General features: G+C 49.8%; 30 protein-coding genes, 2 tRNA genes and 1 pseudogene. 12 read left to right on the top strand and 21 right to left on the bottom strand.

Features of this window, described 5'->3' with window-relative positions:
- Positions 1–7 precede the first annotated feature (7 nt).
- Entirely contained in the window at positions 8–1033 is a 1026-nt protein-coding gene (locus HPC37_RS03880) for an ABC transporter substrate-binding protein (RefSeq protein WP_208121894.1), read from the top strand.
- Between the two features lie 68 nt (positions 1034–1101).
- Complete coding sequence (locus HPC37_RS03875; protein WP_208121893.1) at positions 1102–2367, top strand: DUF2254 domain-containing protein; 1266 nt, start codon at positions 1102–1104, stop codon at positions 2365–2367.
- A gap of 33 nt (positions 2368–2400) precedes the next feature.
- Here the strand turns inward: HPC37_RS03875 and xylB are convergent, their stop codons facing one another.
- Positions 2401–3858, bottom strand: a complete 1458-nt coding sequence (xylB, locus tag HPC37_RS03870; protein ID WP_208121892.1) for a xylulokinase — start codon at positions 3856–3858, stop codon at positions 2401–2403.
- Between the two features lie 40 nt (positions 3859–3898).
- A complete protein-coding gene (gene xylA / locus HPC37_RS03865; protein ID WP_208121891.1) occupies positions 3899–5218 on the bottom strand; it encodes a xylose isomerase in 1320 nt (439 codons plus the stop codon).
- Between the two features lie 219 nt (positions 5219–5437).
- On the opposite strand from xylA, the gene HPC37_RS03860 reads away from it, so the two are divergent.
- The 6 genes from HPC37_RS03860 to HPC37_RS03835 all read left to right on the top strand — a co-directional run bounded on the left by HPC37_RS03860 (position 5438) and on the right by HPC37_RS03835 (position 13273).
- The gene (locus HPC37_RS03860; RefSeq protein ID WP_208121890.1) at positions 5438–6598 is read left to right on the top strand and encodes a MalY/PatB family protein; all 1161 of its coding nucleotides are present in this window, start codon (positions 5438–5440) and stop codon (positions 6596–6598) included.
- An 11-nt stretch (positions 6599–6609) separates the two neighbouring features.
- Positions 6610–8049 carry a Na+/H+ antiporter NhaC gene (gene nhaC / locus HPC37_RS03855; RefSeq protein ID WP_235961364.1) on the top strand — a complete coding sequence of 480 codons (1440 nt, stop codon included), beginning with the start codon at positions 6610–6612 and terminating at the stop codon, positions 8047–8049.
- A gap of 237 nt (positions 8050–8286) precedes the next feature.
- Positions 8287–9285: a D-xylose ABC transporter substrate-binding protein gene (gene xylF, locus HPC37_RS03850; protein ID WP_208121889.1), complete on the top strand. Its 999-nt coding sequence runs from the start codon at positions 8287–8289 to the stop codon at positions 9283–9285.
- A 57-nt stretch (positions 9286–9342) separates the two neighbouring features.
- The gene (locus HPC37_RS03845) at positions 9343–10854 is read left to right on the top strand and encodes a xylose ABC transporter ATP-binding protein (RefSeq protein WP_208121888.1); all 1512 of its coding nucleotides are present in this window, start codon (positions 9343–9345) and stop codon (positions 10852–10854) included.
- A 3-nt stretch (positions 10855–10857) separates the two neighbouring features.
- A complete protein-coding gene (locus HPC37_RS03840) occupies positions 10858–11985 on the top strand; it encodes a sugar ABC transporter permease (protein ID WP_208121887.1) in 1128 nt (375 codons plus the stop codon).
- A 109-nt stretch (positions 11986–12094) separates the two neighbouring features.
- Entirely contained in the window at positions 12095–13273 is a 1179-nt protein-coding gene (locus HPC37_RS03835; RefSeq protein ID WP_208121886.1) for a XylR family transcriptional regulator, read from the top strand.
- 1 nt (position 13274) lies between these two features.
- On the opposite strand, the gene tusA is transcribed toward HPC37_RS03835, so the two are convergent.
- Positions 13275–13514, bottom strand: coding sequence for a sulfurtransferase TusA (gene tusA / locus HPC37_RS03830; protein WP_208121885.1), 240 nt, complete (start codon positions 13512–13514; stop codon positions 13275–13277).
- 70 nt (positions 13515–13584) lie between these two features.
- Between tusA and pepQ the strand changes: the two genes are divergently transcribed.
- From pepQ to hemG, 3 genes are read left to right on the top strand one after another with little or no spacing between them, the layout of a single operon-like run.
- Complete coding sequence (gene pepQ / locus HPC37_RS03825; RefSeq protein ID WP_208121884.1) at positions 13585–14913, top strand: Xaa-Pro dipeptidase; 1329 nt, start codon at positions 13585–13587, stop codon at positions 14911–14913.
- Positions 14913–15518, top strand: coding sequence for a YigZ family protein (locus HPC37_RS03820; protein WP_208121883.1), 606 nt, complete (start codon positions 14913–14915; stop codon positions 15516–15518). Before pepQ ends, HPC37_RS03820 begins: the two co-directional genes overlap by 1 nt.
- Positions 15515–16042 carry a menaquinone-dependent protoporphyrinogen IX dehydrogenase gene (hemG, locus tag HPC37_RS03815; protein ID WP_208121882.1) on the top strand — a complete coding sequence of 176 codons (528 nt, stop codon included), beginning with the start codon at positions 15515–15517 and terminating at the stop codon, positions 16040–16042. The genes HPC37_RS03820 and hemG overlap by 4 nt, the downstream gene beginning before the upstream one ends.
- Before the next feature lie 67 nt (positions 16043–16109).
- On the opposite strand, the gene HPC37_RS03810 is transcribed toward hemG, so the two are convergent.
- Together HPC37_RS03810 and HPC37_RS03805 are read right to left on the bottom strand one after the other, a co-directional pair.
- Positions 16110–16186: transfer RNA gene (locus HPC37_RS03810), tRNA-Arg, on the bottom strand.
- Between the two features lie 24 nt (positions 16187–16210).
- Positions 16211–16287 (bottom strand) — tRNA-Pro (locus HPC37_RS03805).
- Positions 16288–16437: 150 nt separating this feature from the next.
- Between HPC37_RS03805 and folD the strand changes: the two genes are divergently transcribed.
- Positions 16438–17292, top strand: coding sequence for a bifunctional methylenetetrahydrofolate dehydrogenase/methenyltetrahydrofolate cyclohydrolase FolD (folD, locus tag HPC37_RS03800; protein WP_208121881.1), 855 nt, complete (start codon positions 16438–16440; stop codon positions 17290–17292).
- 89 nt (positions 17293–17381) lie between these two features.
- On the opposite strand, the gene rplQ is transcribed toward folD, so the two are convergent.
- The 16 genes and pseudogenes from rplQ to rplX form a co-directional block, all read right to left on the bottom strand.
- Complete coding sequence (gene rplQ / locus HPC37_RS03795; RefSeq protein WP_208121880.1) at positions 17382–17768, bottom strand: 50S ribosomal protein L17; 387 nt, start codon at positions 17766–17768, stop codon at positions 17382–17384.
- Positions 17769–17808: 40 nt separating this feature from the next.
- Positions 17809–18798 carry a DNA-directed RNA polymerase subunit alpha gene (locus HPC37_RS03790; RefSeq protein ID WP_208121879.1) on the bottom strand — a complete coding sequence of 330 codons (990 nt, stop codon included), beginning with the start codon at positions 18796–18798 and terminating at the stop codon, positions 17809–17811.
- Between the two features lie 28 nt (positions 18799–18826).
- Positions 18827–19446 (bottom strand): annotated as a pseudogene (gene rpsD / locus HPC37_RS03785) (30S ribosomal protein S4).
- 30 nt (positions 19447–19476) lie between these two features.
- Entirely contained in the window at positions 19477–19866 is a 390-nt protein-coding gene (gene rpsK, locus HPC37_RS03780; RefSeq protein WP_208118487.1) for a 30S ribosomal protein S11, read from the bottom strand.
- 15 nt (positions 19867–19881) lie between these two features.
- Entirely contained in the window at positions 19882–20238 is a 357-nt protein-coding gene (gene rpsM / locus HPC37_RS03775; protein WP_208121878.1) for a 30S ribosomal protein S13, read from the bottom strand.
- Positions 20239–20375: 137 nt separating this feature from the next.
- Entirely contained in the window at positions 20376–20489 is a 114-nt protein-coding gene (gene rpmJ, locus HPC37_RS03770; RefSeq protein WP_208118489.1) for a 50S ribosomal protein L36, read from the bottom strand.
- Between the two features lie 29 nt (positions 20490–20518).
- Complete coding sequence (secY, locus tag HPC37_RS03765) at positions 20519–21844, bottom strand: preprotein translocase subunit SecY (RefSeq protein WP_208121877.1); 1326 nt, start codon at positions 21842–21844, stop codon at positions 20519–20521.
- 7 nt (positions 21845–21851) lie between these two features.
- Entirely contained in the window at positions 21852–22286 is a 435-nt protein-coding gene (rplO, locus tag HPC37_RS03760) for a 50S ribosomal protein L15 (RefSeq protein ID WP_208121876.1), read from the bottom strand.
- 4 nt (positions 22287–22290) lie between these two features.
- Positions 22291–22470, bottom strand: coding sequence for a 50S ribosomal protein L30 (rpmD, locus tag HPC37_RS03755; RefSeq protein WP_084257858.1), 180 nt, complete (start codon positions 22468–22470; stop codon positions 22291–22293).
- A gap of 6 nt (positions 22471–22476) precedes the next feature.
- Positions 22477–22977, bottom strand: coding sequence for a 30S ribosomal protein S5 (gene rpsE, locus HPC37_RS03750; RefSeq protein ID WP_208118492.1), 501 nt, complete (start codon positions 22975–22977; stop codon positions 22477–22479).
- A gap of 15 nt (positions 22978–22992) precedes the next feature.
- Entirely contained in the window at positions 22993–23346 is a 354-nt protein-coding gene (gene rplR, locus HPC37_RS03745) for a 50S ribosomal protein L18 (protein ID WP_208121875.1), read from the bottom strand.
- A 12-nt stretch (positions 23347–23358) separates the two neighbouring features.
- Complete coding sequence (gene rplF / locus HPC37_RS03740; protein ID WP_208121874.1) at positions 23359–23892, bottom strand: 50S ribosomal protein L6; 534 nt, start codon at positions 23890–23892, stop codon at positions 23359–23361.
- 15 nt (positions 23893–23907) lie between these two features.
- Positions 23908–24300, bottom strand: a complete 393-nt coding sequence (gene rpsH, locus HPC37_RS03735; RefSeq protein ID WP_208121873.1) for a 30S ribosomal protein S8 — start codon at positions 24298–24300, stop codon at positions 23908–23910.
- Between the two features lie 37 nt (positions 24301–24337).
- The gene (rpsN, locus tag HPC37_RS03730) at positions 24338–24643 is read right to left on the bottom strand and encodes a 30S ribosomal protein S14 (protein WP_208120993.1); all 306 of its coding nucleotides are present in this window, start codon (positions 24641–24643) and stop codon (positions 24338–24340) included.
- An 11-nt stretch (positions 24644–24654) separates the two neighbouring features.
- Positions 24655–25194, bottom strand: coding sequence for a 50S ribosomal protein L5 (gene rplE, locus HPC37_RS03725; RefSeq protein ID WP_208118497.1), 540 nt, complete (start codon positions 25192–25194; stop codon positions 24655–24657).
- Positions 25195–25208: 14 nt separating this feature from the next.
- Positions 25209–25532, bottom strand: a complete 324-nt coding sequence (rplX, locus tag HPC37_RS03720; RefSeq protein WP_208118498.1) for a 50S ribosomal protein L24 — start codon at positions 25530–25532, stop codon at positions 25209–25211.

The following is a 25532-nucleotide window of genomic DNA, read 5'->3' as shown; positions in this document are numbered from 1 at the left end:
AGTCAATATGAATTTACGTAAATGGGCACTGCCGCTCACCCTCGCACTGGCCTGCTTGCCGTTTTCGCTGCAAGCGAAAGTGGTGGAAGACATGAAAGGCAACAAAGTCGAGCTGCCAGACACCATTGAACGCGTGGCCGATTTGTGGCATGCCAACAACCAAGTGGTGCTCACCTTAGGTGGGCAAAACACCCTGGTGGCCACCACCAATTTTATCCAAGCCAACCCGTGGTTTAATTTAGTCTATCCGCCGATTGCCAAAGTGCCGGCGCTGACCAACGGCAAAGACGTGCAGTTGGAATCCCTGTTGAGCGTGCAGCCGCAAGTGGTGCTCACCTCCAGCCAACCGATGGCCGAACAAGTCAAACAAGCCGGCATCCCAGCGGTGTTAGTAATGTTCCAAGACTTTGACGGGCTGCGCAAAAGCGTGCAAATTACCGCCGACGTGCTGGGTGAAAAAGCGCAAAAAGTGGCGAAAGAGTACATCAAAGTGCTCGATGACAACATTCAGTATGTGAGCGACAAAGTCAGCACGATTAGTGACAAAGACCGCCCAACCGTGCTGCATATTGTGGCAGGCAACAACTTGCTGCGCGTTGACGGCGGCAAATCGATGATTGGCGATTGGATCACCACCGCTGGCGGCAAAAACGCCCTGCCGGATCAAGCCAACATGGCGGATGTCACCATGGAAGAGATCGTACGCGTCAACCCGGATGTGATCATCGTGGGCAACGACCCGAAAGGCGAAGGCGTGGCCAAAGTGATGAGCGATGAGGTGTGGAAAAGCATTAACGCGGTGAAAAACGGCCGTGTGTATGCCAACCCGTTGGGTGTCTTCCCGTGGGATCGCTACAGCACCGAAGAGGCGCTGCAAGTGTTGTGGGCGGCCAAAGTGCTCCACCCAAGCGTGTTTGAAGAGCTGGATGTGCGCGCCAAAACCAAAGCGTTTTATCAGCAGTTCTTCCACTTTGAGCTGACAGACAATATGCTTGACCGCATGTTGGCCGGCCAGCACCCAAGCAAAGAATAACGCGATGTGGGCTGGATCTTGAGCCAAAACCTTTTATAATGGCGCAAACACATTAACATGAGTAAGTTATGACGTTAAAAGATACTTTCTTTGATGCGCTGTTATGGCTCAAAAAGCCGAGCAACGCGTTGTGGGTCACGCCGGTGCTCGGCGCTATGGTGGCGGTGGTGTTTGCGTTTGCCGCCGCGGGGGCAAATCGGTTTTTCCCTGACAATTTCAGCATTAACATTGAAACCGACACCCTCGATTCACTGCTTGGCATCATCGCCTCGAGTATGTTGGCGGTGAGCACCTTTTCATTGTCTATCATGGTCTCGGCGTTTGCCTCGGCCTCCAACGGTGCCACCCCGCGCGCCACGGAATTGGTGATGGGCGACGACAACACCCGCGTGGCGATTGCCAGTTTTATCTCTGCCTTTGTCTATGCCGTGATCGCCAAAACCGCACTTGGCATTGGCTATTATGGCCAGCCGGGGCGCTTTGTGCTGTTTGTCGGGACAATCGGGGTGCTGTTGTATTTGATTTACACCCTAATCAACTGGGTGAAAACCCTCTCGCAACTTGGGCGGTTGAACAACACGCTCGATAAAATTGAGCTGGCCACCGAGCAGACGTTGATCAACTACCGCAAACGCCCCAACATGGGCGCCAAAGGCATTGACAAAGTGCGGTACAAACACGCCATTTACGCGGGGTTTAGCGGCTATTTAACCCACATCAACATGGGCAAATTGCAAACCTTTGCCAGCAAGCACGAGTGCGAAATTGACATCGCCGTGCGCCCAGGCGCGTTGGTTTTCAACGGCATGGCGATGGCCTATGTCAGCAAAAAAATCGACGAGGCGCAAGAGAGCCTCTGCTCGGCTTTTGTGGTGGAAGACGACCGCAGCTATGCGCAAGACCCGAAATTTGGCATGATTGTACTCAGTGAAGTGGCGCAGCGTGCGCTCTCCCCTGCGGTCAACGACCCCGGCACCGCAATCAAAGTGCTCACGGTGTTAATGCGCTTGCTGCTTGATGCCAAAACTGAGGAAGAAGAGCTGGAATACGACAAGTTGAGCATCGTGAAACTCGATGAAACGGATTTGATCTCTCAGCCCTTTAGCCCGATTTCGCGCGATGGTGCCAGCATTATGGAGGTGCATATCCGCATGCAAAAAATCTTGCACACCATCTCAATGCACGCCAAAGAAACGCGCATGCGCCACGCCGCGCGGCTGCAGGCGCAAATCGACCTTGATTACGCCAAACACGGCCTCAACCTCGACAGCGAAATCGAGCAAGTGCAACAAATTCACGACAAGCTGTTCAACCAAAGCATCCGCTGCGCTTAAACACAAACCGCACGTTTAAAGTGCGGTTTTATTTTAGGCTAGAGTTTCCATCCCTTTAAGCTTTTGATACAACAGCCTAAAGCGCGCACGCTGGGCTTGATAGCGCGCGTTGACCGCACTTTGCGGGGTGTAGGTGTGTTCCAATGGCAGCGGTGGGCACAGTTGCTCAATTGGCTTATCTGGGTGGCAGGCCATTTGTGCCAACTTCGCCGCCCCCAGCGCCGGCCCCACGTCGCCGCCAGTGCGATATTCAAAGGTGTAGCCACTGACATCACTGAGCAATTGGCGCCAAAAATGGCTCTTGCTGCCGCCACCAATCAAGGTGATGGTGTCGGCCTGAATACCGCTGGCGTGCACCGCATCAATGCCATCAGCCAGGGCAAAGCTCACGCCCTCCACCACCGCGCGGGCCAAATCACCTTGGCTGGTGTTGTGGGTCATGCCCCAAAAAGCGCCTTTGGCATAAGGGTCATTATGCGGAGTGCGCTCGCCTGAAAGGTACGGTAAAAATAGCACGCCGTCGGCGTTGTCACTTTGCTCGGCTAAGGCGAAAAAGTGCTCAATGTCATCAATGCCCAATGCGCCCTTCGCCCAGTCAATCGCCGAGGCGGCACTGAGCATCACCGACATCAAATGCCAGCGGTGAGGCAGCGCGTGGCAAAAGCTGTGAACCGCACTTTCAGGGTTGCTGAGATAGTGATCGCTGACGATAAAATAAACCCCCGAGGTGCCAAGGGAGAGCATCGCCTGCCCCGTTTTGTGCAGCCCCACGCCGATGGCACCCGCGGCATTGTCACCGCCGCCGGCCACCACGGGCACGCTGTTCATCTGCCATTGTTCCGCCAGCGCTGGGCGCAAGGTGCCGGTGATTTGGTTGCCTTCAAACAATGCAGGCATATGCGCCTTGGTTAATTGGCAGGCCGAGAGCATGGCCTCACTCCAGTCGCGCTCGCCCACGTTGAGCCACATGGTGCCCGCGGCGTCTGACATATCACTGGCAAACTCGCCTGTCATCAAAAAGCGCAGGTAATCTTTCGGCAGCAGCACTTTGGCAATGCGGGCGAAAATCTCAGGCTGATGCTTGGCCATCCAGGCAATTTTGGGCGCGGTGAACCCTGGCATCATCAAGTTGCCTGTGATCTCGCGCGAGTGGCTAACCGCACTTTCCAGTGCTTGGCACTCGTCAAAGCTGCGACCGTCGTTCCACAAAATCGCTGGGTGCAGCACTTGGTTGTTGCCATCGAGCATCACCGCGCCGTGCATTTGGCCGGTCAAGCCAATGGCTTGCACGCGGTGCAAATCCTGCTGGCAGGCAAGCTTTGCCATGCAATCATTCACCGCCTGCCACCACTCTTGCGGGTTTTGCTCCGAGTGCAGTGGCTGTGGGCGCGAGACACGCAACGGCGCGCTGCTGGAGGCAACGATGCGTTGGTTCTCATCGAGCAAAACCGCTTTCACCCCCGAGGTGCCAAGGTCAATCCCGATATACATACTCCCTCCTCAGGCCAAAAAGGGCGCAAGCGCCCTTGGGTTATTTGTAGATATAGCTGTTGACAATGTTTTCCAACCGCTCTTGGCGGCCAGAAACCGGCTGCGGATTGAGGTCGTTTTGCTCAACCCAGTTGGCTAACTCTTGTAAGCTGCGCTCGCCGTTTAAAATCGCTTGGCCAAGCTCACCGTTCCAGCCGTTGTAGCGCTCGTCTTTCAGTGCTTGCAGTTGATCGTCTTCGATCATTTTCGCCGCTACCAACAACGCGTGCGCTAACACGTCCACACCACCGATGTGGGCATGGAAGAGATCGTAACGGCAGGTGCTTTGGCGGCGGATTTTGGCGTCAAAGTTAAAGCCACCGGTGGTAAAACCGCCCGCTTTTAAGATTTCATACAGTGCCAGTGCGTTTTCTTCCACACTGTTTGGGAATTGGTCGGTATCCCAGCCTGATTGCGCATCGCCGCGGTTGGCGTCAATCGAGCCAAAAATGCCAAGTGCGGTCGCGGTGGCAATTTCATGCTGGAAGGTGTGGCCGGCGAGGGTGGCGTGGTTGGCCTCAATGTTGACTTTAATTTCGTCTTCCAATCCAAATTGTTTCAAAAAGCCGTAGACAGTCGCCACGTCGTAGTCGTATTGGTGCTTGGTTGGCTCTTGCGGTTTTGGCTCAATCAACAAAGTGCCGTCAAAGCCAATTTTGTATTTGTGCTCTACCACCAGCTGCATAAAGCGCCCGAGTTGCTCACGCTCGCGTTTTAAATCGGTGTTGAGCAGCGTTTCATAGCCTTCACGCCCGCCCCATAGCACATAGTTAGCGCCGCCAAGTTTTTTGGTCGCGCCCATCGCGTTGGCCACCTGCGTGGCCGCACAGGCAAACACCTCTGGGTTTGGGTTGCTCGCCGCGCCCGACATATAACGCGGGTTGCTAAAGCAGTTGGCAGTGCCCCACAGCAGCTTGATGCCTGTCTCGGCTTGTTTTTCACCTAAAATGTCGACAATGGTATTAAAATTGTGGACATAGTCTTTAAACGAGTTGCCTTCAGGCGCGATGTCGATATCATGGAAGCAGTAAAACGGCAGGCCCAATTTTGAGATGAATTCAAACGCGATGTCGGCTTTTTGCTTGGCGGCCTCAAGTGCGGTTGGCTCTTTTTGCCATGGGCGTTGCAAGGAGCCGGCGCCAAACATATCGGTGCCGTTCCAGCAAAAAGTGTGCCAGTAGCACACCGCCATGCGCAAATGCTCGGCCATGGTTTTGCCCAGCACCACTTTGTCGGCATCATAATAGCGATACGCAAAAGGATTGGTGGTATTCACGCCTTCGTATTTCACGCGGTCAATTTTTTCAAAAAATTCAGCCATACAATGTTCCTTTTATCAGTGAAAAATTAAATCCAGTTTTAAGATAAAATTAAACCGCGCCGTTCTCAATTACGTTATTTTATTTTCATATTTCGATTATTGTTTTTTATGAGCGTGATCACAAAAAAGAAATATCATAATGGAAATAGTAAATTTTATAAATTGACGACGGGGTCAGAATTATCGACTATTTATTCACAACCCTGTTAAGGACAGATTATGCACAAACCGCACTTTGATACGATTATCCCACGCCACAACACCTTCAGTGCCAAATGGGACAGCGCACTGGCGCGATTTGGCGCGGATATCACGCCGCTGTCGGTAGCGGATATGGACTTTGCCGCGCCGCCGGCGGTAGTGGCGGCTGTGGCGCAAGCCAACAACGGCATTTATGGCTACACGGAGCTAGGTGACGATTATTTCACCGTGGTGGCCAACTGGCTGGCACGGCGCTACAACTACAAAGTGCGGTCAAGCCAGATTGTGTTTTGCCCGCGTATTATCCAGGCTGTGTCGCTCTATTTGCGCTTTTTAACTGCGCCTGACGACGCCGTGGGGATTTTCACGCCGTCTTACTCGCCAATTTTCAACACCATCACGCTCAACCAACGCCGCGTGGTGGAATGCCCGTTAGTGTATGCTAACCACAGCTATCACATCGATGATGCCGCCCTTGAGCGCTGCTTTGCGCAAGTCAACACCTTTATTCTCATCTCACCGCACAACCCAACAGGGCTGGTGTGGACAGCCGAGCAACTTGCGCGCATCGCCCAGCTGGCAGAGCAATACGACGTGTTTGTCATCAGCGATGAAGTGCACGCCGATTTTTGCTTTGGCGCGCGCCATCAGGTGTATGCCCGGGTCAGTGAATACGCCGCCGCCCACAGTATGGTTTGCACCAGCCCGGCCAAAACCTTTAATTTAGCCGGCCTTGAAATCGCCAACGTGGTGATTGAAAACGAGGCGATAAAAGTGCGGTTGGAAGCGGTATTAAAACAATTGGGCTTTCACAACCCGAGTTATTTCAGCGTGCAGGCACTCTATCGTGCCTATCAGGAGTGCGATGCGTGGGTGGATGCCTTGGTGGATTACATCGCCGAAAACCGCACTTTGGTTGCCCGCTATTTTCAACAACACCTGCCGCAACTGCACATCAGCCACGGCCAAGGCACCTATTTATGCTGGGTGGATTTTTCTGCCATGGGCTTGAGCTTGCGCGAGTTTAAAACCCTCATGCGTGAAAAAGCGCGGGTGGAATTTTCCTGGGGGGATGATTTTGGGCACGATTGTAAGCACTTTTTCAGAATGAACTTGGCCCTGCCAAGGGCAGAACTTGAGCGCGTGCTTTCTCAAATAAAAGCCGCTTTGATCGCATAAAGGAGCGAGATATGACCGACAACACACCGCGAATGCCAACGCTGACCGAGGCGTTGATGCCCATTCTCTCTATGCTCATTTTAATTGGGCTGGGGTATGCCTTTTTTGATTTGCCACCTGAGCCAATTTTGATTGTCTCCACCGTGCTCGCGGGTGTGTTGGCGTTGCGCGTGGGCTACAGCTATGATGATATTTTAAAATCCATCGCCAACAAAATTGCCAAAACCATGCCCGCGCTGCTGATTTTGATTTGCGTGGGGCTGCTGATTGGCGCATGGCTGGCCAGTGGCACCATCCCGCTGATGATCTACTACGGGCTAAAAGTTATTGACCCGAAATACCTCTACATCACCGCACTTTTACTCACCTCGGTGGTCTCTGTCTGCACTGGCACCTCATGGGGCAGCGCCGGCACCGTTGGCGTGGCGTTTATGGGCGTGGCCGTGGGGTTGGATGCCAATTTAGCCGCCACCGCCGGCGCGATTATTTCAGGTGCGTACTTTGGGGATAAACTCTCACCACTGTCAGACACCACCAACCTCGCCTCAGCTGCCACTGGGGTGAACTTGTACGAGCATATTTATAACCTGTGGTGGACAACCGTGCCGTCGTATTTGGTTGCGGTGGTGGTGTATATCGCCTACGGCCTGAGCATTGATGTCAGCGAGGTCGCCACCCCTGAAAAAGTGCAGTTGATGATCAGCAACCTAGAAACCATCTACAACTTCAATTTGTTCTTGCTCATCCCCGTTGTGATTATTTTGTGGGGCTCGATCACCAAAAAACCGACCATCCCTGTGATGCTCTTCTCCGCCTTGGTTGCCATTATTTTAGCCATCATCTTCCAGTCGTTTTCGGTGCATGATGTGATTGAAAGTGCGCTCAACGGCTTTAATGTGTCGATGATTCACAACGATAATTTGCAAGTCACCTCCGACATCAGCCGCTTGCTCAACCGCGGCGGCATGAACTCGATGATGAGCACCTTGTTAATCTGTTTTTGTGCGCTCTCTTTCGTTGGGGCGATTTCCATCAGCAACGCCTTAGACGTGCTGTTGCAAAGCATGCTGAAACTGGTCCGCTCCACCTTCTCGCTGGTGTTCACCACCATTTTGTGCGGTATCACCATGATTGCCGTGACCTGTAACGGCCAAATCTCCATCATTATGCCCGCTGAAATGTTGCGCGAAGCCTACATCGAGCGCGGCATTCACCCGAAAGTGCTCGGCCGTACGGTAGAAGACTCAGGCTCACTGTTTGAGCCACTGCTGCCATGGACAGCCGCCGGCGCCTACATGGCCGGCACCTTAGGCGTGCCAACCTTGGAATACGTGCCGTGGGCGATTGTCAGCTGGATTGCAGTGATCTTCGCCATGATTTGGGCTGCCACCGGCATCGGCATCACCCGCATCAACGCCGAACAACAAAAAGCGATGATGGCGCAAGCCTAGCAATTAAATCACTAAAAAAGCCTTTTTATCCACGGATAAAAAGGCTTTTTCTTTTGTTAATATTTCCAAGTTGCGTTTATTTTTTAAAATTAAATTAAAAAAGAGTGTGAGGTTAATCACGAAAAACATAAAACGTAATATCAAAATAAAATATCTGAATTGTTTTTCATTTGCAAATAGAAAATAGTGTCATTGTCATTTGTTATCACTGTCATTAATAACCATGAGAGGTGTTCTATGAAACTGAAATATTCTTTATTATCCGCCGCATTAGCATTTGGCCTGGCCAGCGGCATTGCGGGGGCGAAAGCCTTAACCATTGGTATGTCGATTGACGATTTACGCCTTGAGCGGTGGCAAAAAGACAGTTCAATTTTCAGCAAAAAGGCTGAAGACCTTGGCGCGAAAGTGTTTGTGCAATCCGCTAATGGCGATGATGCTGCACAAATCTCTCAAATTGAAAATATGATTAACCGCGGCGTGGACGTGCTGGTGATTATCCCGCACAACGGCGATGTGCTGGGCAACGTGATTGCAGAAGCCAAACGCGAAGGCATCAAAGTGCTGGCTTATGACCGCTTGATCAACAACGCCGATTTGGATTTTTATGTTTCGTTTGATAATGAAAAAGTCGGTGAAATGCAAGCGACCGCACTTTTAAACGCCAAACCAAAAGGCAATTATTTCTTAATGGGTGGCTCGCCTGTGGATAACAACGCCAAGCTCTTCCGCAAAGGCCAAATGACCGTGTTGCAGCCAGCCATCGACAAAGGCGATGTGAAAGTGGTTGGCGACCAATGGGTGGATTCTTGGCTGCCTGAAAAAGCCCTGCAAATCATGGAAAACGCCCTGACCGCCAACAACAATAAAATTGATGCCGTGGTGGCCTCCAATGACGCCACCGCTGGCGGTGCGATTCAAGCACTCAGTGCGCAAGGGTTGTCTGGCAAAGTTGCCATCTCTGGCCAAGATGCCGATTTAGCGGCGATCAAACGCATTGTAGACGGCACCCAAACCATGACCGTGTATAAACCGATCACCAAATTGGCAGACAAAGCCGCGGAAATCTCCGTGAAACTGGCTAAAAACGAACCGATTGAGCACAATGCTGAGCTTAACAACGGCTTCAAAGAGGTGCCAGCCTATTTGCTTGAGCCAGTTGTGGTGACCAAAGACAACATTGATGACACCATCGTCAAAGACGGCTTCCACAGCAAAGACAGCATTTATAAATAAAACGCAGGGGGCTATTGCCCCCTTTTTATTCAAAGTGCGGTCATGCAAGGAGCAACTATGGAGACTTTATTAAACATGCAGCACATCACCAAACGCTTCGGTGATGTTAAAGCCCTTGATGATGTGTCTATTTCCCTCGCCGCCGGTGAAGTGCTGTCACTGTGTGGTGAAAATGGCTCGGGCAAATCTACCTTGATGAAGGTACTGTGCGGCATTTATCCCTATGGCGATTACGAAGGTGATATCACCTTTGCTGGCGAGCAGTTGAAATCCAAAACCATCAAAGACACCGAAGTGCGCGGCATTGCAATTATTCACCAAGAGCTGGCGCTGGTGAAAACCATGTCGATTATGGATAACATTTTTTTGGGCAACGAGATTACTCAGCTGGGCATCACCGATGAAAACGAGATGTATCAGCGCTGCCAAAAAATGCTCGCTAAAGTGCAGCTGGATTTAGACCCAAACACCCTTGTCGGCGAGCTCGGCTTGGGGCAACAGCAATTGGTGGAGATTGCCAAAGCGCTGAATAAAAACGTGCGCTTGCTGATTTTAGACGAGCCCACCGCCTCACTGACAGAAAAAGAAACCGCGGTGTTGCTGGCGTTGATCAAAAACCTGCGCGATCACAATATCGCCTGCATTTATATCTCTCATAAACTCAATGAAGTCAAAGCCATTTCCGATCATATTTGCGTGATTCGTGACGGGCAGCATATCGGCACGCGGCTGGCCTGCGAGATGAGCGAAGACGACATCATCACCATGATGGTGGGGCGTGAAATCACCTCGCTCTATCCGCACGAGCCCCACACCATCGGCGAGGAAATCTTGCGGGTGGACAACTTAAGTGCATGGCATCCTATCAACACCCACATCAAACGGGTCGACAACGCCTCATTTGCTCTGCATAAGGGCGAAATTCTCGGCATTGCAGGCTTGGTGGGTTCTGGGCGAACTGAGGTGGTGCAGTGCTTGTTTGGCGCGTATTTAGGCAAATTCCAAGGGGATTTTTATCTGCATGGGCAAAAAGTCAAACACAAAGACTGCGCGGCGGCCATTCGCAACAACATTTTCATGGTGCCAGAAGATCGCAAACGTCATGGCATCATTCCGATTATGGGCGTGAACAAAAATATCACGCTCTCAGCCCTACCGCACTTTTGCCGCCACGGTGTGATTAATGAGGGCCAAGAGGAGCAGGTGATCAATCATTCCATCGCAGAACTGAAAGTGAAAACCTCCTCGCCTGATTTGGCCATCGGCCGGCTTTCGGGCGGCAATCAGCAAAAAGCCATTTTGGCCAAAGCCTTGTTGCTCAACCCACAAATTTTAATTTTAGACGAACCAACCCGCGGCATTGATGTGGGCGCGAAATACGAAATTTATAAATTAATCAATCATCTTGCTAAACAAGGCGTGGGGATTATTGTCATCTCCAGCGAGTTGCCTGAGGTGCTCGGCATCAGCGATCGTGTATTGGTGATGCACCAAGGCAAAATCAAAGGGGATTTGATCAACGACAATCTCACCCAAGAGCAGGTGATGGAAACCGCACTTAAGGAGTAGGACATGAAAAAGCTCAAAGCAATTAATTTGCAAGTGTATATTATGCTGATCGCTATTGTGGTGATTATGCTGTTTTTCTCCGCCGCCACCGATGGCGCCTACTTAAGTGCGCGCAATATTTCCAACCTCTTGCGACAAACCTCCATCACTGGCATTTTGGCCATCGGCATGCTGTTTGTGATCATCAGCGCGGAGATTGACCTCTCCGTGGGCTCATTGATGGGGTTATTAGGCGGCTTTGCAGCCATCACCAATGTGTGGTGGGGCTGGCCGTTGCCGGCGACCATCATCGCCACCTTGGCCTTGGGCTTTTTGTTCGGGGTGTGGAACGGCTGGTGGGTGGCCTATCAACGCGTGCCGTCGTTTATCGTCACCCTCGCAGGTTTGTTGGCATTTCGTGGCATGTTAATCGGCATGACCAACGGCACCACGGTGTCGCCAACCTCAAGCGCGATGACACAAATCGGGCAGGGCTATCTTGGCTCCGAGCTGGGCTTTATCCTCGGTGCCATTGCCGTGGCGGCCTTTGTGGTGTGGGGGCAAAAACAACGCCTAGCACGGCAAAAACTGGCACTGCCTAACCCCGCTGCGGGCGTGTTTATCGGCAAAAGTGCGGTGCTGGCAATTGTGCTCTTGGGCGCAATTTATCTGCTAAACGACTACCGCGGCATCCCAATCCCAGTGTTACTGCTGGCAGTGCTGGCGGTCATCGGTTATTTTATTTCCCGCAAAACCGCCTTTGGGCGCTACATCTACGCCATCGGCGGCAATATTGACGCCGCTCGCCTCTCTGGGATCAAAGTCGAAAAAATCAAACTCGCCATTTTCGCCATCAACGGCGTAATGGTCGCCATTGCAGGTCTCGTGTTGAGCGCACGCCTTGGCGCCGGCTCCCCATCGGCGGGGCAAAATGCGGAGCTTGACGCCATCGCCGCTTGTGTTATTGGTGGTGCGAGTCTCGCCGGCGGTGTGGGCAGCGTGTGGGGCGTGATTATTGGTGCCCTAATCATCGCCTCACTCGATAACGGCATGAGCATGCTCGACGTGCCAACCTTCTGGCAATACATCGTCAAAGGCGGCATCTTACTGCTCGCCGTGTGGGTCGATTCCATCAGCAAGAAAAAGGCCTAAATTTTCAAGGCAAAAGTGCGGTCAGCTGACCGCACTTTGTGTTTTTAGACTTTGAAAAGCCGTCATTTTACTTTATATTTAAGCAAGACATTGAGCTTACGAGGTGAACATGACGAGCGGGTTTTATCGTATTGCGCTGCTATTTAATGCCAACAAAGTCTATGACCGTGAGGTGATGGAGGGCATTGGGGAATATATGCAAGCCTCGCAATGCTCGTGGGATGTGTTTTTAAAAGACGACTTCCTCCACCACGACTGCCAGCTCAATCTCGATAATATTGACGGCATCATCGCCGATTTTGATGACCCCGATTTAGTCGACAAGCTCTCTCACACCGCGCTGCCGATTGTGGCGGTGGGCGGCTCTTATCACCGCGATGAGGACTACCCGAGCGAGATTCCCTACGTGGCCACCGACAACTTTGCCTTGGTGGAGATGGCCTTTACGCACCTGCGCGACAAAGGCTTGTGCCATTTTGCCTTTTATGGCACGCCGAGTGCGCAGCCTAAACATTGGTCTGCCGAGCGGCGTTACGCCTTTGAGCAGCTGATGGCGGCCAACCAGTTTACCCCTGAAATTTATCTCGGCCATGAAACCAAGCACGACAAGTGGCAAAATTCGCAACAAGAGCTCAATCACTGGATTTTATCACTGCCCAAACACACTGGCATCATTGCCGTGACAGACGCGCGCGCACGCCATTTGTTGCAAACCTGCGAGCATTTGCAGATTTCTGTGCCAGAGGAGCTGTGCATCATCGGGATTGATAATGAGGAGTTGATTCAATATTTCTCGCGCATTTCGCTAAGCTCTGTGGTGCAGGGCACCAAGCGGATGGGCTATCAAGCGGCAAAATTGCTGCACAAGCGGCTTTTGAATTTGCCGATTCACAGCCAACGTGTGATTGTCCCGCCGCTGCGGGTGGCCGAGCGCAACTCGACCGACTACCGCTCGATTCGTGACCCGCTGGTGATGAAAGCGATGCACTACATCCGCCTCAACGCCTGCTTGGGCATCAAGGTTGAACAGGTGCTTGATTATGTCAAAACCTCGCGATCCAACCTTGAAGGCCGTTTTAAAGACACCCTTGGCAAAACCGTTCACCAAGTCATTCATGACGAAAAAATCCAGCGCGCCTGTCACCTGCTCAGCGCCACCGACATCAGCATTAATGAGATTGCTGAAATGTGCGGCTACCCGTCAATTCAGTACTTTTATTCTGTTTTCAAGAAAATTTACCACACCACGCCCAACAATTTCCGCGCCCGCGCGCACGACAGCTTTTGACTCAACCGCCCTTTTTAATCCAGTAACGGTAGGGCTTGCTGTCACACTCGGCGCGCAACAAGGTGTGGTCCATAAATTGGCAAAAACTGGGCATATCGCGCGTGGTGGCCGGGTCGTCGGCAATCACCAACAGCACCTCGCCTGGCTGCATGCTGCGAATCGTTTTGCGCACCAGCATCACGGGTTCTGGGCAGCGCAGGCCTTGGGTGTCGAGGGTGGTATCTTCGCTAAATTGGCACATAACTCATCATTTTCATCGATTTTGCGCTATAATAGCGCGAAATGTCACTTTTTGCTATTGAGGTTTGCTTATGCCTGATTTAACCGCACTTTTCAAACGCCACATCAGCGCGGTGCAACAGCTGTTTTCCCAGCTGTGCGACACCTGTCGAGTGGAGCGCGTGTGGCTGCATTCAGGCAGTTTGCAGCACTACTTTTTAGACGATCACCCCGTGGCGTTCAAGGTCAATCCACTGTTTCGCTATGTGGTGCCGCTCAGTACGCCCGAATGTTGGGTATCACTCAACGGTCAAGATAAACCGCACTTGTACTTTTATCAGCCAGAGGATTATTGGCACAGCGTGGCGCCGCTGCCTGAGGCATTTTGGTGCGCAGAATTTGACTGGACAGTGGTGCGCCGCCTTGATGACATCCCGCACCTGATTTGTGGCCAAAACGCGCTCTATTTGGGCGAGAACACGGCGCTCGCTAGCACGTTAGGGTTCACTCACATCAATTTGCAAAAGGCGTTAAACCTGCTGCATTATCAGCGCAGCATCAAAACGGAGTTTGAGCTAGAATGCATGCGCCGTGCGCAAGCGCCTGCGGTGCGGGGGCACATTGCCGCGCGCGAGGCCTTTATGCAAGGCAAAAGCGAATTTGAGATTAATCTGGCCTATCTTCACGCCAGTGGCCAGCGCGACGACAACGTGCCTTATGGCAATATTATTGCCGTCAACGAGCACGCCGCCGTGCTGCACTACACCGAGCTTGATCTGCAGCGCGCCAAAGTGCGGTTGAGCATGATGATTGATGCAGGTGCGACCTACCAAGGCTATGCCAGCGACATCAGCCGCACTTATAGCGCGGACCCAAGCGATGAATTTGCAGAGCTGATTGCCGTGATGGATAACAATAAGCTTAAGATTATCAGTGAGTTGCGCAGCGGCTATAACTATTTGTATTACCACACTCAAATGCACCAAATGGTCGCTGAATTGCTGCACGATTTTGACTTGGTGCGCTTGCCGAGTGTTGATATTTTCGAGCAAGGCATCACGCGCGCGTTTTTCCCGCACGGCTTGGGGCACTTTTTGGGGCTGCAGGTGCATGATGTAGCCGGCTTTCAGCAAACGCCACGCGGCACCCACAAAGCGCCTCCAGAGATTTACCCAAGCCTGCGCTGCACCCGCAATTTAGAACGCAATATGGTGCTCACCGTTGAGCCTGGCATTTATTTTATCCCAATGCTGCTCCAACCGTGGCGTGAAAGTGCCCTCAGCAAACAATTCAATTGGGAGAAAATCGACCGCTTCTTGCCCTATGGCGGCATCCGCACGGAAGATAACGTGATTATCACCGAGCACGGGGCTGAAAACATCACCGCCGAGACCTTCGCGCGCTTCGCTGAGGGCTGTTAATGCGCTATGCCATCCCCGCTGAGCGTGTTGAGTTCAGTGAAGAGATCAAAAAAAGCCGCTTTATCACCTATCTCGCCCACACCGATGGGCTTGAGCAGGCGCGCGCCTTTTGGGCGGAGATTAAAGCGCTGCACCCCAACGCACGCCACTGGTGCTGGGCGGCCGTGGCGGGCAGCCCGAGCGATAGCCAACAATTTGGCTTTTCAGACGACGGTGAGCCCTCAGGCACGGCGGGCAAGCCGATGCTCAGCGCGCTACAAGGCGCCAACGTAGGGGAAATTAGTGCCGTGGTGGTACGTTATTTCGGCGGCGTGTTGCTTGGCACCGGCGGGCTGGTGCGCGCCTATGGCAGTGGCGTGCAACAAGCGTTGAGCCTGCTGACCACTGAAGAGAAAATTCTGCGCCAACGCGCGCAACTGCGCTGCCAATACGACCAAATGCCACTGGTGCAGCAGCTGATTAAACAATTTGATGCGTTGATTGATAGCCAAACCTTTGGCGCCTACGTGCAGTTTGAATTGCTACTTGACCCGCTCACTGCCGATGCGTTTGCACAGCAATTAACCGACCGCAGCCGTGGCAGTTTGCAACTGGAGAACCTATGACAATTTTACTGATCTATACAACCCGTGACGGGCAAACGTTAAAAATCGCCAACACCCTCGCCGAGCACTTGCACAGTGCGGGTCACCAAACCAAGCTTATGCCACTGGCCGAGGCGATTGATTGCGACCTGCGCCGGTACGACGGCGTGATCATCGGCGCATCTATCCGCTACGGCCATTTTGACCGCACTTTGGCCAAATTTGTGAATCGCCATTATGAACTGCTCAATCGCATCCCGAGCGCGTTTTTCAGCGTCAATCTCACCGCACGCAAAGCGGATAAAAACACGCCTGAAACCAACGTTTACACCCGCAAATTCCTCGCTCGCATCGACTGGCAACCGCACTTGGCTGCCGTATTTGCCGGCGCCCTCTACTACCCGCGCTACCGCACTTTTGACCGCGTGATGATTCAGCTGATCATGCGCCTAACTGGCGGCGAAACCGACACCCGCAAAGAGGTGGAATACACCGACTGGGACAGCGTACGCGATTTTGCGCAGGCGTTTAGCGAAAAATTATAAGCTGCAAAAGCATTACCAATGGCGTGATGCTATATGAAAATAGGAAATAAAAAAGAGAGGAGATAATTGGCACGCCCTACTGGATTCGAACCAGTGACCTACGGCTTAGAAGGCCGTTGCTCTATCCAGCTGAGCTAAGGGCGCCTTGCACGTTGGATATCAGAGAAATGGTCGGCGAGATAGGATTTGAACCTACGACCCACTGGTCCCAAACCAGTTGCGCTACCAAGCTGCGCTACTCGCCGACGTAGGAGTGCTATTATAAAAGGCTTGAAATTTTCGTCAACCGCTTTTTGCTTTTTTTCGCTCGAGTGATTAAATTTAATGCTTTTAGGCTTATCAAAACCGCACTTTTCTGACAAAATACGCAAAACGATTGCATAAAGAGGAAGGCCATGACCGCTGAAATCATCTCTGGCAGCGCGGTTGCCAAACAAATCAAACACGATATCGCTGAAAAAATTCAACAACGCACAGCCCAAGGCAAACGCGCGCCAGGCTTGGCGGTGATTTTAGTCGGCGCCGACCCCGCCTCGCAGGTGTATGTGGGCAGCAAACGCCGCACTTGTGATGAGCTGGGGATTTATTCAAAATCCTATGATTTGCCACAAGACACTGACGAGGCCACGCTGCTGGCGCTGATTGATGAGCTCAATGACGATGGCAGCATCGACGGTATTTTAGTGCAATTGCCACTGCCACGCCACATCGACAGCACCAAGGTGATCGAGCGCATTCGCCCAGACAAAGACGTAGACGGTTTCCATCCTTACAACGTCGGCCGCTTGTGCCAGCGCATCCCACTGCTGCGCGCCTGCACGCCTTATGGCATCATCACGCTGTTGAAAACCTTGAATATCGACCTGCACGGCCAACACGCCGTGGTGGTGGGCGCCTCCAATATCGTCGGCCGCCCGATGGCGTTGGAGCTCCTGCTCGCTGGCTGCACCGTCACCGTCGCCCACCGCTTCACGAAAAACCTGCCAGAGTTAGTCAAACAAGCAGAGATTTTAGTCGTCGCCGTGGGCAAACCGCACTTTATCCCAGGTGAGTGGATAAAACCTGGCGCCGTGGTGATTGACGTTGGCATCAACCGCACAGAACAGGGCCTCGTCGGTGATGTCGACTTCGACGCCGCCAAAGCCCACGCCAGCCACATCACCCCCGTCCCGGGTGGCGTCGGCCCAATGACAGTCGCAATGCTCATGAGCAACACGCTTTATGCCTGTGAGCATTATCACGATAACTAGGCTAAAAACCGCACTTTAAAGTGCGGTTTTACGTAGCCTATCAAAAATAAAAGCCCACCGAGGTGGGCTTTTTTATATCAATTGAATTATTATTCCGCAGCGGCTTCTTCAGCGACTTCTGGGCGGTCAACGAGCTCAATGTAAGCCATTGGGGCGTTGTCACCTGCACGGAAACCACATTTTAAGATGCGGGTGTAACCACCTGCACGGTTAGAAAAACGTGGACCTAATTCATTAAATAATTTCGCAACGATTTCGTTGTCACGAGTACGAGCAAAAGCTAAACGGCGGTTTGCAACGCTGTCTGCTTTCGCTAAAGTAATTAACGGCTCAACTACACGACGTAATTCTTTAGCTTTAGGCAAAGTTGTCTTGATAATTTCATGACGAACTAATGAACTTGCCATATTACGGAACATCGCTTGGCGATGACTGCTGTTACGGTTTAGTTGACGACCACTCTTACGATGGCGCATACGTTATCCTTCTTTCGAAAAGTCTTAACCAATACCAAAATTAGTCTTCAGCAATACTTGCTGGCGGCCAATTTTCAAGGCGCATACCGAGAGATAGCCCACGTTGTGCTAACACATCTTTGATCTCTGTAAGGGATTTCTTACCAAGATTAGGTGTTTTTAATAGCTCAACTTCAGTGCGTTGGACTAAATCGCCGATATAGTGAATTGTTTCTGCTTTCAAACAGTTAGCAGAACGAACTGTCAACTCTAAATCGTCCACTGGACGCAGAAGAACAGGGTCGAACTCTGGTTTTTCTTCTTTGATTTCAGGTTGACGAATATCACGCAAATCAACGAATGCATCAAGTTGCTCTGCCAAAATGGTGGCAGCGCGACGGATAGCCTCTTCAGGATCGATAGTACCGTTGGTTTCCATTTCGATCACTAGCTTGTCTAAGTCAGTGCGCTGTTCAACACGAGCAGCTTCCACGTTGTAGGCGATGCGATCTACTGGGCTGTAGCACGCGTCAACCAACAAGCGGCCGATTGGACGGTCTTCTTCTTGATTATGTTTGCGTGCAGAGGCAGGCACGTAACCGCGCCCACGTTGCACACGAATGCGCATATTAACAGAGGCGTTGGCATCTGTTAAATGGCAAATAACATGATCAGGATTTACGATCTCAACATCGCCATCATGGGTGATGTCACCAGCAACAACAGGTCCAATTCCAGATTTGCTCAGTGTCAGAAAAACTTCATCTTTATTCTGCACTTTAACCGCTAGTCCTTTGAGGTTAAGAAGCACTTCAAGGATGTCTTCTTGTACGCCTTCTTTGCTGCTGTATTCGTGTAAAACACCATCGATTTCCACTTCAGTTACACCACAACCTGGCATAGATGAAAGTAAGATTCGACGTAGAGCATTACCCAATGTGTGGCCGAAACCACGTTCTAACGGTTCTAAGGTCACTTTAGCGTGCGTCGGGCTGATTTGCTCGATGTCAACTAAATGTGGCTTTAAAAAGTCTGTCACAGAACCCTGCATTTTATCCTCTCTTTGCTCTCAAGCTCTATTATTTAGAATAAAGCTCAACGATCAGATGTTCGTTAATGTCTGCTGATAAATCAGTACGTTCTGGAATACGTTTGTACACGCCTTCCATTTTAGCAGCATCAACTTCTAACCATGTTGGTTTTTCTCTTTGCTCTGCTAATTCTAATGATGCTTTGATACGTGCTTGTTTTTTCGCTTTTTCACGCACGCTAATCACATCTTCAACAGAAACTTGGAATGATGGAATGTTAACCACACGACCATTAACAACGATCGCTTTGTGGCTCACCAGCTGACGTGCTTCTGCACGTGTTGCGGCAAATCCCATGCGATAAACAACATTATCTAAACGGCCTTCAAGTAATGTTAATAGGTTTTCACCGGTATTACCTTTCAGACGGTTTGCTTCTTTGTAGTAATTACGGAATTGACGTTCTAAGATGCCATACATACGGCGAACTTTTGTTTTTCACGTAATTGCGTACCATAGTCAGACAAACGACCACGACGGGCGCCGTGTTGACCTGGTGCGGTATCAAGTTTACATTTTGACTCAATCGCGCGGACACCTGATTTAAGGAATAAATCAGTACCTTCACGACGGCTAAGCTTGAGCTTAGGACCCAAATATCTTGCCATTTTCTTTCTCCAACAATCCTTAAACGACGGTTAAACGCGACGTTTTTTCGGTGGACGACAACCGTTATGAGGAATCGGAGTCACGTCAGTGATGTTGGTGATGCGGAAACCCGCAGCATTCAACGCACGAATTGTAGACTCACGACCAGGACCTGGTCCTTTTACCATAACTTCCAAATTTTTCAGACCGAATTCTTTAACCATTTCGGCACAACGTTCTGCTGCAACTTGTGCGGCAAACGGAGTTGATTTGCGTGAACCACGGAAACCAGAACCACCTGCTGTTGCCCAAGCGAGCGCGTTGCCTTGACGATCTGTAATGGTAACGATTGTGTTATTGAAAGATGCGTGAATATGAGCCACGCCATCAACGACTTGTTTTTTTACACGTTTACGTGTACGAATTGGTGTTTTAGCCATTATCATTTACCCCGACTATTTCTTGATCGGCTTGCGAGGACCCTTACGGGTACGCGCGTTAGTCTTAGTACGTTGACCATGTACTGGCAAACTACGACGATGACGTAAACCACGGTAACATCCTAAGTCTAAAAGACGTTTGATGTTTAAGGTTACTTCACGACGCAAATCACCTTCAACGGTAAATTTACCAACTTCGTCACGCAGTTTATCAATCTGCTCTTCAGACAGTTCCTTGATCTTAACATCTTCAGCAATGCTCGCCGCTTCACAAATTGCTTTAGCGCGAGTTTTACCGATGCCGTAAATGGATGTTAATGCAATTACAGCGTGTTTATGATCAGGAATGTTAATGCCTGCAATACGGGCCACTATGCACTCCTATTGTATAAAAGTTAATTGATATGCTGATCTTGAAAAGCCCGTTTCAGGATACTCAAACAGCATATCTGGTCGAAATGAGCTGAGCAGTATAAACGCTCAGCTCGCATTTTGCAAGGAAAATAAAATTAACCTTGACGTTGTTTGTGTCGAGGTTCGCTGCAGATCACACGCACGATACCGTTACGTTTGATAATTTTGCAGTTACGACACATTTTCTTTACGGAAGCACGAACTTTCATTGCTTTTCCCTTATCTCTTAGATGAGCAATTATTGCCCATAACCTTTAAGATTTGCTTTCTTCAGCGCAGATTCATATTGGGTCGACATGAGGTGACTTTGAACCTGAGCGATGAAATCCATAATTACAACTACCACGATAAGTAGTGAAGTACCACCGAAATAGAATTGTACATTCCATGCGGAAGTCATGATATAAGGCACTAAACAAACAAAGGTGATATATAACGCACCAATTAAGGTTAGGCGAGTCATAATTTTATCAATATAGCGTGCTGTTTGTTCACCCGGACGAATCCCCGGAATAAATGCACCTGATCTTTTCAGATTGTCCGCAGTATCTCTTGGGTTGTATTGCATTGCAGTGTAGAAAAAGCTAAAGAAGATAATCGCCACCGCGTAGAGCACTAAATATAAAGGCTCACCTGGGCGCAATAGCAATGATAAATTCGACAACCACTCAATATTTGTTCCATGACCAAACCACTGTGTTACGGTGGCTGGAAAGAGAATAATACTGGAGGCGAAGATCGCCGGGATTACCCCAGCCATGTTCACTTTCAGTGGCAGATGCGAACTTTGTGCGGCTAACATATGACGGCCTTGTTGGCGCTTGGCATAGTTGACCACAATTCTTCTTTGTCCACGTTCTACAAAAACAACAAAATAGGTGACTGCAAATACAACAACCGCAATCAACAACAACACCAGTACATTCATCTGACCTTGGCGCGCTTGCTCAATGGTGTGCCCAATAGCAGCGGGTAGGCCGGCAACGATACCTGCAAAAATTATCAAAGAGATTCCGTTTCCAATGCCACGCTCGGTGATTTGTTCACCTAGCCACATCAAGAACATGGTTCCTGTTACAAGGCTCACCACCGCAGTAACATAAAAACCAATGCCTAAGTTAGGGACTAGACCTGGAATCATATTTGGCAGGCCTGTTGAGATACCAATCGCTTGAATCGTGGCTAATACAAGCGTTGAATAACGGGTGTATTTGCTGATTTTACGACGGCCAGACTCGCCTTCTTTTTTAAGTTCTGCTAACGCTGGATGAACAGCTGTAAGCAACTGGATAATGATTGATGCCGAGATGTACGGCATAATACCGAGCGCAAAAACAGAAGCTCGGCTCAAAGCACCACCAGAGAACATGTTGAACATGTCAATGATGGTACCTTGTTGTTGATTGATCAATTGAGCTAATACGGCTGCATCAATACCAGGAACCGGAATAAATGAACCAATTCGAAATACGATTAAAGCTCCGAGAAGGAACCATAATCTTCTTTTAAGTTCACCTGTACCACCTTGGGTACTTCTTGCTTGATAACCTGGTTGCTTTGCCATTGACTACTTATTCCTCAACTGAACCGCCAGCGGCTTCAATCGCAGCTTTTGCACCTTTAGTAGCGCGCAGACCACGAACAACAACCGCACTTTTCACTTCACCAGCTAAAATCACTTTAACAGATTCGATGTGGTTAGAAATAATATTAGCCGCTTTGAGCGATTCTAATGTTACTTCACCGTCGACTTTCGCAAGATCGTCTAAACGAATTTCTGTTGTTACTTGTGCTTTGCGTGAGGTGAAACCGAATTTCGGTAAACGACGGTATAAAGGCATTTGACCACCTTCGAAGCCACGACGAACGCCACCACCGTTGTTACGGGATTTTTGTCCTTTGTGACCACGACCTGCAGTTTTGCCTAAACCAGAACCGATACCACGGCCGACACGTTTAGCACTTTGCTTTGATCCTTCAGCCGGAGATAGAGTATTTAAACGCATTCTCTTACTCCTCTACTTTAACCATGTATGAAACTTGGTTGATCATGCCACGAACTGCAGGAGTATCAATTAACTCCACAGTGTGATTGATACGGCGAAGACCAAGGCCACGAAGCGTAGCTTTGTGTTTCGGCAAACGGCCGATTGAGCTACGAGTTTGTGTTACTTTAATAGTTTTTGCCATGATCAATTACCCCAAGATTTCATCAACGGTTTTACCGCGTTTCGCAGCAACCATTTCTGGTGATTTCATATTTGCCAATGCATCAATCGTTGCACGGACAACGTTAATTGGGTTGGTTGAACCGTAAGCTTTAGACAATACGTTACGTACGCCTGCAACTTCGAGTACCGCACGCATCGCACCACCGGCGATGATACCCGTACCTTCACTTGCTGGTTGCATAAACACACGAGAACCTGTGTGCACACCTTTAACTGGGTGTTGTAATGTACCATCAGTAATCGCTACATTTACCATATTACGACGGGCTTTTTCCATCGCTTTTTGGATCGCTGCCGGAACTTCACGGGCTTTACCATAACCAAAACCTACGCGACCATTTCCATCGCCTACTACGGTTAACGCAGCAAAACTAAAGATACGACCACCTTTCACAGTTTTTGATACACGGTTTACCGCGATAAGCTTCTCTTGCAGTTCACCAGCTTGTTTTTCGATGTTTGCCATCTAAAATTACCTCTATTAGAACTGTAGACCAGCTTCACGAGCAGCGTCGGCCAATGCTTGAACACGGCCATGATATTTAAAACCAGAACGGTCAAAAGACACTTTTTCGATGCCTTTCGCTTTAGCGCGCTCAGCAATTGCTTTGCCCACAGCAGCGGCAGCATCTTTATTTCCGGTATATTTCACTTGCTCACCAATTACTTTCTCAACAGTTGAAGCAGCGGCAAGCACTTCTGAACCGTTAGGTGCAATAACCTGCGCATAGATATGACGAGGGGTACGGTGAACCACTAAACGGGTTGCGCCTTGCTCTCTCAACATATGACGTGCGCGGGTTGCACGACGGATACGAGCCAATTTCTTATCCATAGTGTTACCTTATTATTTTTTCTTAGCCTCTTTGGTACGCACAACTTCATCGTCATAACGTACCCCTTTGCCTTTGTAAGGCTCAGGACGGCGATAAGCACGAATATCTGCTGCCACTTGGCCGATAAGCTGTTTGTCTGCACCACTCAACACGATTTCAGTTTGAGATGGGCATTCCGCTTTGATACCTGCTGGCAATGCGTGCTCAACCGGGTGTGAAAAACCTAAGTTCAAAGCAAGCGCGTTGCCTTTTACTTGGGCTCTGTAACCAACACCCACCAATTTCAACTTCTTAGTGAAGCCTTCAGTAACACCGATAACCATTGCGTTAACAAGAGCTCGTGCTGTACCAGATTGTGCGTTAGCGACTTTACCGTTGTTACGCGGCGCAAAAGTCAGCGCACCTTCTTCTTGTTTAACTTCAACTTCATTGTGAATTTCGCGAGATAGCTCGCCATTCTTTCCTTTTACCGTTAATAGCTGACCATTGAGCTTAACCTCAACGCCGGCAGGAATATTAACGGGTGCTTTTGCAACTCGAGACATCTTCCTACCTCTCTATTACGCTACGTAGCAGATGATCTCACCGCCCAAGCCCGCTTTGCGTGCCGCGCGATCAGTCATCACACCTTGTGATGTAGAAACAACAGCAATACCTAATCCACCCATTACACTTGGTAACTCGTCTTTGCGTTTATAAATACGCAGACCAGGGCGGCTGATGCGTTGGATACGTTCTACAACACCTTTGCCTTCAAAATATTTCAATGTAATTTCCAACTCAGGTTTAACCCCGTCAGAAACTTTAACGCTTTCAATATAGCCTTCTTCTGCAAGCACATTGGCAATTGCCACTTTTAGCTTGGATGAAGGCATGTTGACCGCGATTTTGTTCGCAGCTTGACCGTTACGAATACGAGTCAACATATCTGCGATTGGATCTTGCATGCTCATGTGTCTTTACTCCCATGATTCCAATTTAAAGTGGTTATTACCAGCTTGCTTTCTTAAGGCCCGGGATTTCACCGCGCATTGCGGCTTCACGGACTTTAATACGGCTTAAACCGAACTTACGCAATACACCATGCGGACGTCCAGTAATACGGCAACGGTTACGCTGACGAGAAGGGCTAGAATCGCGTGGTAAAGCTTGGAGCTTCAACACAGCATCCCAACGTTCTTCGTCAGAAGCATTCACATCAGAGATGATTTTTTTCAACTCTTGACGTTTTGCATAGAATTTTTCAGCTAATTTAGCGCGTTTAAGATCACGCTGTTTCATTGATACTTTTGCCATTGTAACCTGCCTTATTTACGGAATGGGAAGTTAAAGGCAGCCAAGAGTGCTTGACCTTCTTCATCTGTTTTCGCGCTGGTTGTGATAGTAATATCCAAACCACGAACACGATCCACTTTATCATAATCGATTTCAGGGAAGATGATTTGCTCGCGCACACCCATGCTGTAGTTTCCACGGCCGTCGAATGATTTCGGGCTTAAGCCACGGAAGTCACGCACACGTGGAACAGCAATATGAATCAATCGCTCTAAAAATTCCCACATACGCTCACCGCGTAGGGTCACTTTACAGCCGATTGGATATCCCTGACGAATCTTAAAGCCTGCAACAGATTTGCGTGCTTTAGTGATTAGAGGTTTTTGACCGCTGATTGCTGCTAGATCTGCAACCGCATTATCTAACAATTTTTTGTCGGTCAACGCTTCACCCACACCCATGTTCAGGGTAATCTTTTCGACTCGTGGGACTTGCATGACAGATTTGTAGCCGAATTTATCTTTCAATTCGTTAACTACTTGATCTCTGTAATAATCATGCAGTTTCGCCATCGCTATACTCCATATTATTTAATTGTTTCACCAGTAGATTTGAAAAACCGCACTTTTTTGCCATCTTCAAATCGGAAACCTACACGGTCAGCTTTGTTAGTTGACGGGTTATAGATTGCAACGTTAGAAACGTCAATCGCCGCTTCTTTTTTCACAATACCACCAGCTTTACCTAAAGCTGGAACTGGTTTCTCATGTTTAGAAACCATGTTTAAACCTTCAACGATCACTTTACCGTTAGGCAATACTTTCGATACTTTACCACGTTTACCTTTGCCCTTTTCAGCGCTTCCGGTAATCATAATTACTTCATCGTTTTGACGGATTTTTGCAGCCAT

This window comes from Spirabiliibacterium mucosae (assembly GCF_014884965.1).
Classification (GTDB): domain Bacteria; phylum Pseudomonadota; class Gammaproteobacteria; order Enterobacterales; family Pasteurellaceae; genus Spirabiliibacterium; species Spirabiliibacterium mucosae.
This window is presented reverse-complemented; position numbering and strand designations above follow the sequence as displayed.

Coding starts and splice junctions, on each gene's coding strand:
- tusA (WP_208121885.1), bottom strand. CDS start 13,514: ATGTGCCAATTTAGCGAAGATACCACCCTCGACACCCAAGGCCTGCGC.
- rplQ (WP_208121880.1), bottom strand. CDS start 17,768: ATGCGCCATCGTAAGAGTGGTCGTCAACTAAACCGTAACAGCAGTCAT.
- rpsK (WP_208118487.1), bottom strand. CDS start 19,866: ATGGCTAAAACACCAATTCGTACACGTAAACGTGTAAAAAAACAAGTC.
- HPC37_RS03790 (WP_208121879.1), bottom strand. CDS start 18,798: ATGCAGGGTTCTGTGACAGACTTTTTAAAGCCACATTTAGTTGACATC.
- rplE (WP_208118497.1), bottom strand. CDS start 25,194: ATGGCGAAACTGCATGATTATTACAGAGATCAAGTAGTTAACGAATTG.
- HPC37_RS03880 (WP_208121894.1), top strand. CDS start 8: ATGAATTTACGTAAATGGGCACTGCCGCTCACCCTCGCACTGGCCTGC.
- HPC37_RS03820 (WP_208121883.1), top strand. CDS start 14,913: ATGCGCTATGCCATCCCCGCTGAGCGTGTTGAGTTCAGTGAAGAGATC.
- folD (WP_208121881.1), top strand. CDS start 16,438: ATGACCGCTGAAATCATCTCTGGCAGCGCGGTTGCCAAACAAATCAAA.
- secY (WP_208121877.1), bottom strand. CDS start 21,844: ATGGCAAAGCAACCAGGTTATCAAGCAAGAAGTACCCAAGGTGGTACA.
- rplF (WP_208121874.1), bottom strand. CDS start 23,892: ATGTCTCGAGTTGCAAAAGCACCCGTTAATATTCCTGCCGGCGTTGAG.
- pepQ (WP_208121884.1), top strand. CDS start 13,585: ATGCCTGATTTAACCGCACTTTTCAAACGCCACATCAGCGCGGTGCAA.
- HPC37_RS03840 (WP_208121887.1), top strand. CDS start 10,858: ATGAAAAAGCTCAAAGCAATTAATTTGCAAGTGTATATTATGCTGATC.
- rplX (WP_208118498.1), bottom strand. CDS start 25,532: ATGGCTGCAAAAATCCGTCAAAACGATGAAGTAATTATGATTACCGGA.
- hemG (WP_208121882.1), top strand. CDS start 15,515: ATGACAATTTTACTGATCTATACAACCCGTGACGGGCAAACGTTAAAA.
- rplO (WP_208121876.1), bottom strand. CDS start 22,286: ATGCGTTTAAATACTCTATCTCCGGCTGAAGGATCAAAGCAAAGTGCT.
- rpmD (WP_084257858.1), bottom strand. CDS start 22,470: ATGGCAAAAACTATTAAAGTAACACAAACTCGTAGCTCAATCGGCCGT.
- rpsE (WP_208118492.1), bottom strand. CDS start 22,977: ATGGCAAACATCGAAAAACAAGCTGGTGAACTGCAAGAGAAGCTTATC.
- xylB (WP_208121892.1), bottom strand. CDS start 3,858: ATGTATATCGGGATTGACCTTGGCACCTCGGGGGTGAAAGCGGTTTTG.
- rpsN (WP_208120993.1), bottom strand. CDS start 24,643: ATGGCAAAAGTATCAATGAAACAGCGTGATCTTAAACGCGCTAAATTA.
- rplR (WP_208121875.1), bottom strand. CDS start 23,346: ATGGATAAGAAATTGGCTCGTATCCGTCGTGCAACCCGCGCACGTCAT.
- rpsH (WP_208121873.1), bottom strand. CDS start 24,300: ATGAGCATGCAAGATCCAATCGCAGATATGTTGACTCGTATTCGTAAC.
- nhaC (WP_235961364.1), top strand. CDS start 6,610: ATGACCGACAACACACCGCGAATGCCAACGCTGACCGAGGCGTTGATG.
- HPC37_RS03875 (WP_208121893.1), top strand. CDS start 1,102: ATGACGTTAAAAGATACTTTCTTTGATGCGCTGTTATGGCTCAAAAAG.
- HPC37_RS03845 (WP_208121888.1), top strand. CDS start 9,343: ATGGAGACTTTATTAAACATGCAGCACATCACCAAACGCTTCGGTGAT.
- HPC37_RS03860 (WP_208121890.1), top strand. CDS start 5,438: ATGCACAAACCGCACTTTGATACGATTATCCCACGCCACAACACCTTC.
- xylA (WP_208121891.1), bottom strand. CDS start 5,218: ATGGCTGAATTTTTTGAAAAAATTGACCGCGTGAAATACGAAGGCGTG.
- HPC37_RS03835 (WP_208121886.1), top strand. CDS start 12,095: ATGACGAGCGGGTTTTATCGTATTGCGCTGCTATTTAATGCCAACAAA.
- rpmJ (WP_208118489.1), bottom strand. CDS start 20,489: ATGAAAGTTCGTGCTTCCGTAAAGAAAATGTGTCGTAACTGCAAAATT.
- xylF (WP_208121889.1), top strand. CDS start 8,287: ATGAAACTGAAATATTCTTTATTATCCGCCGCATTAGCATTTGGCCTG.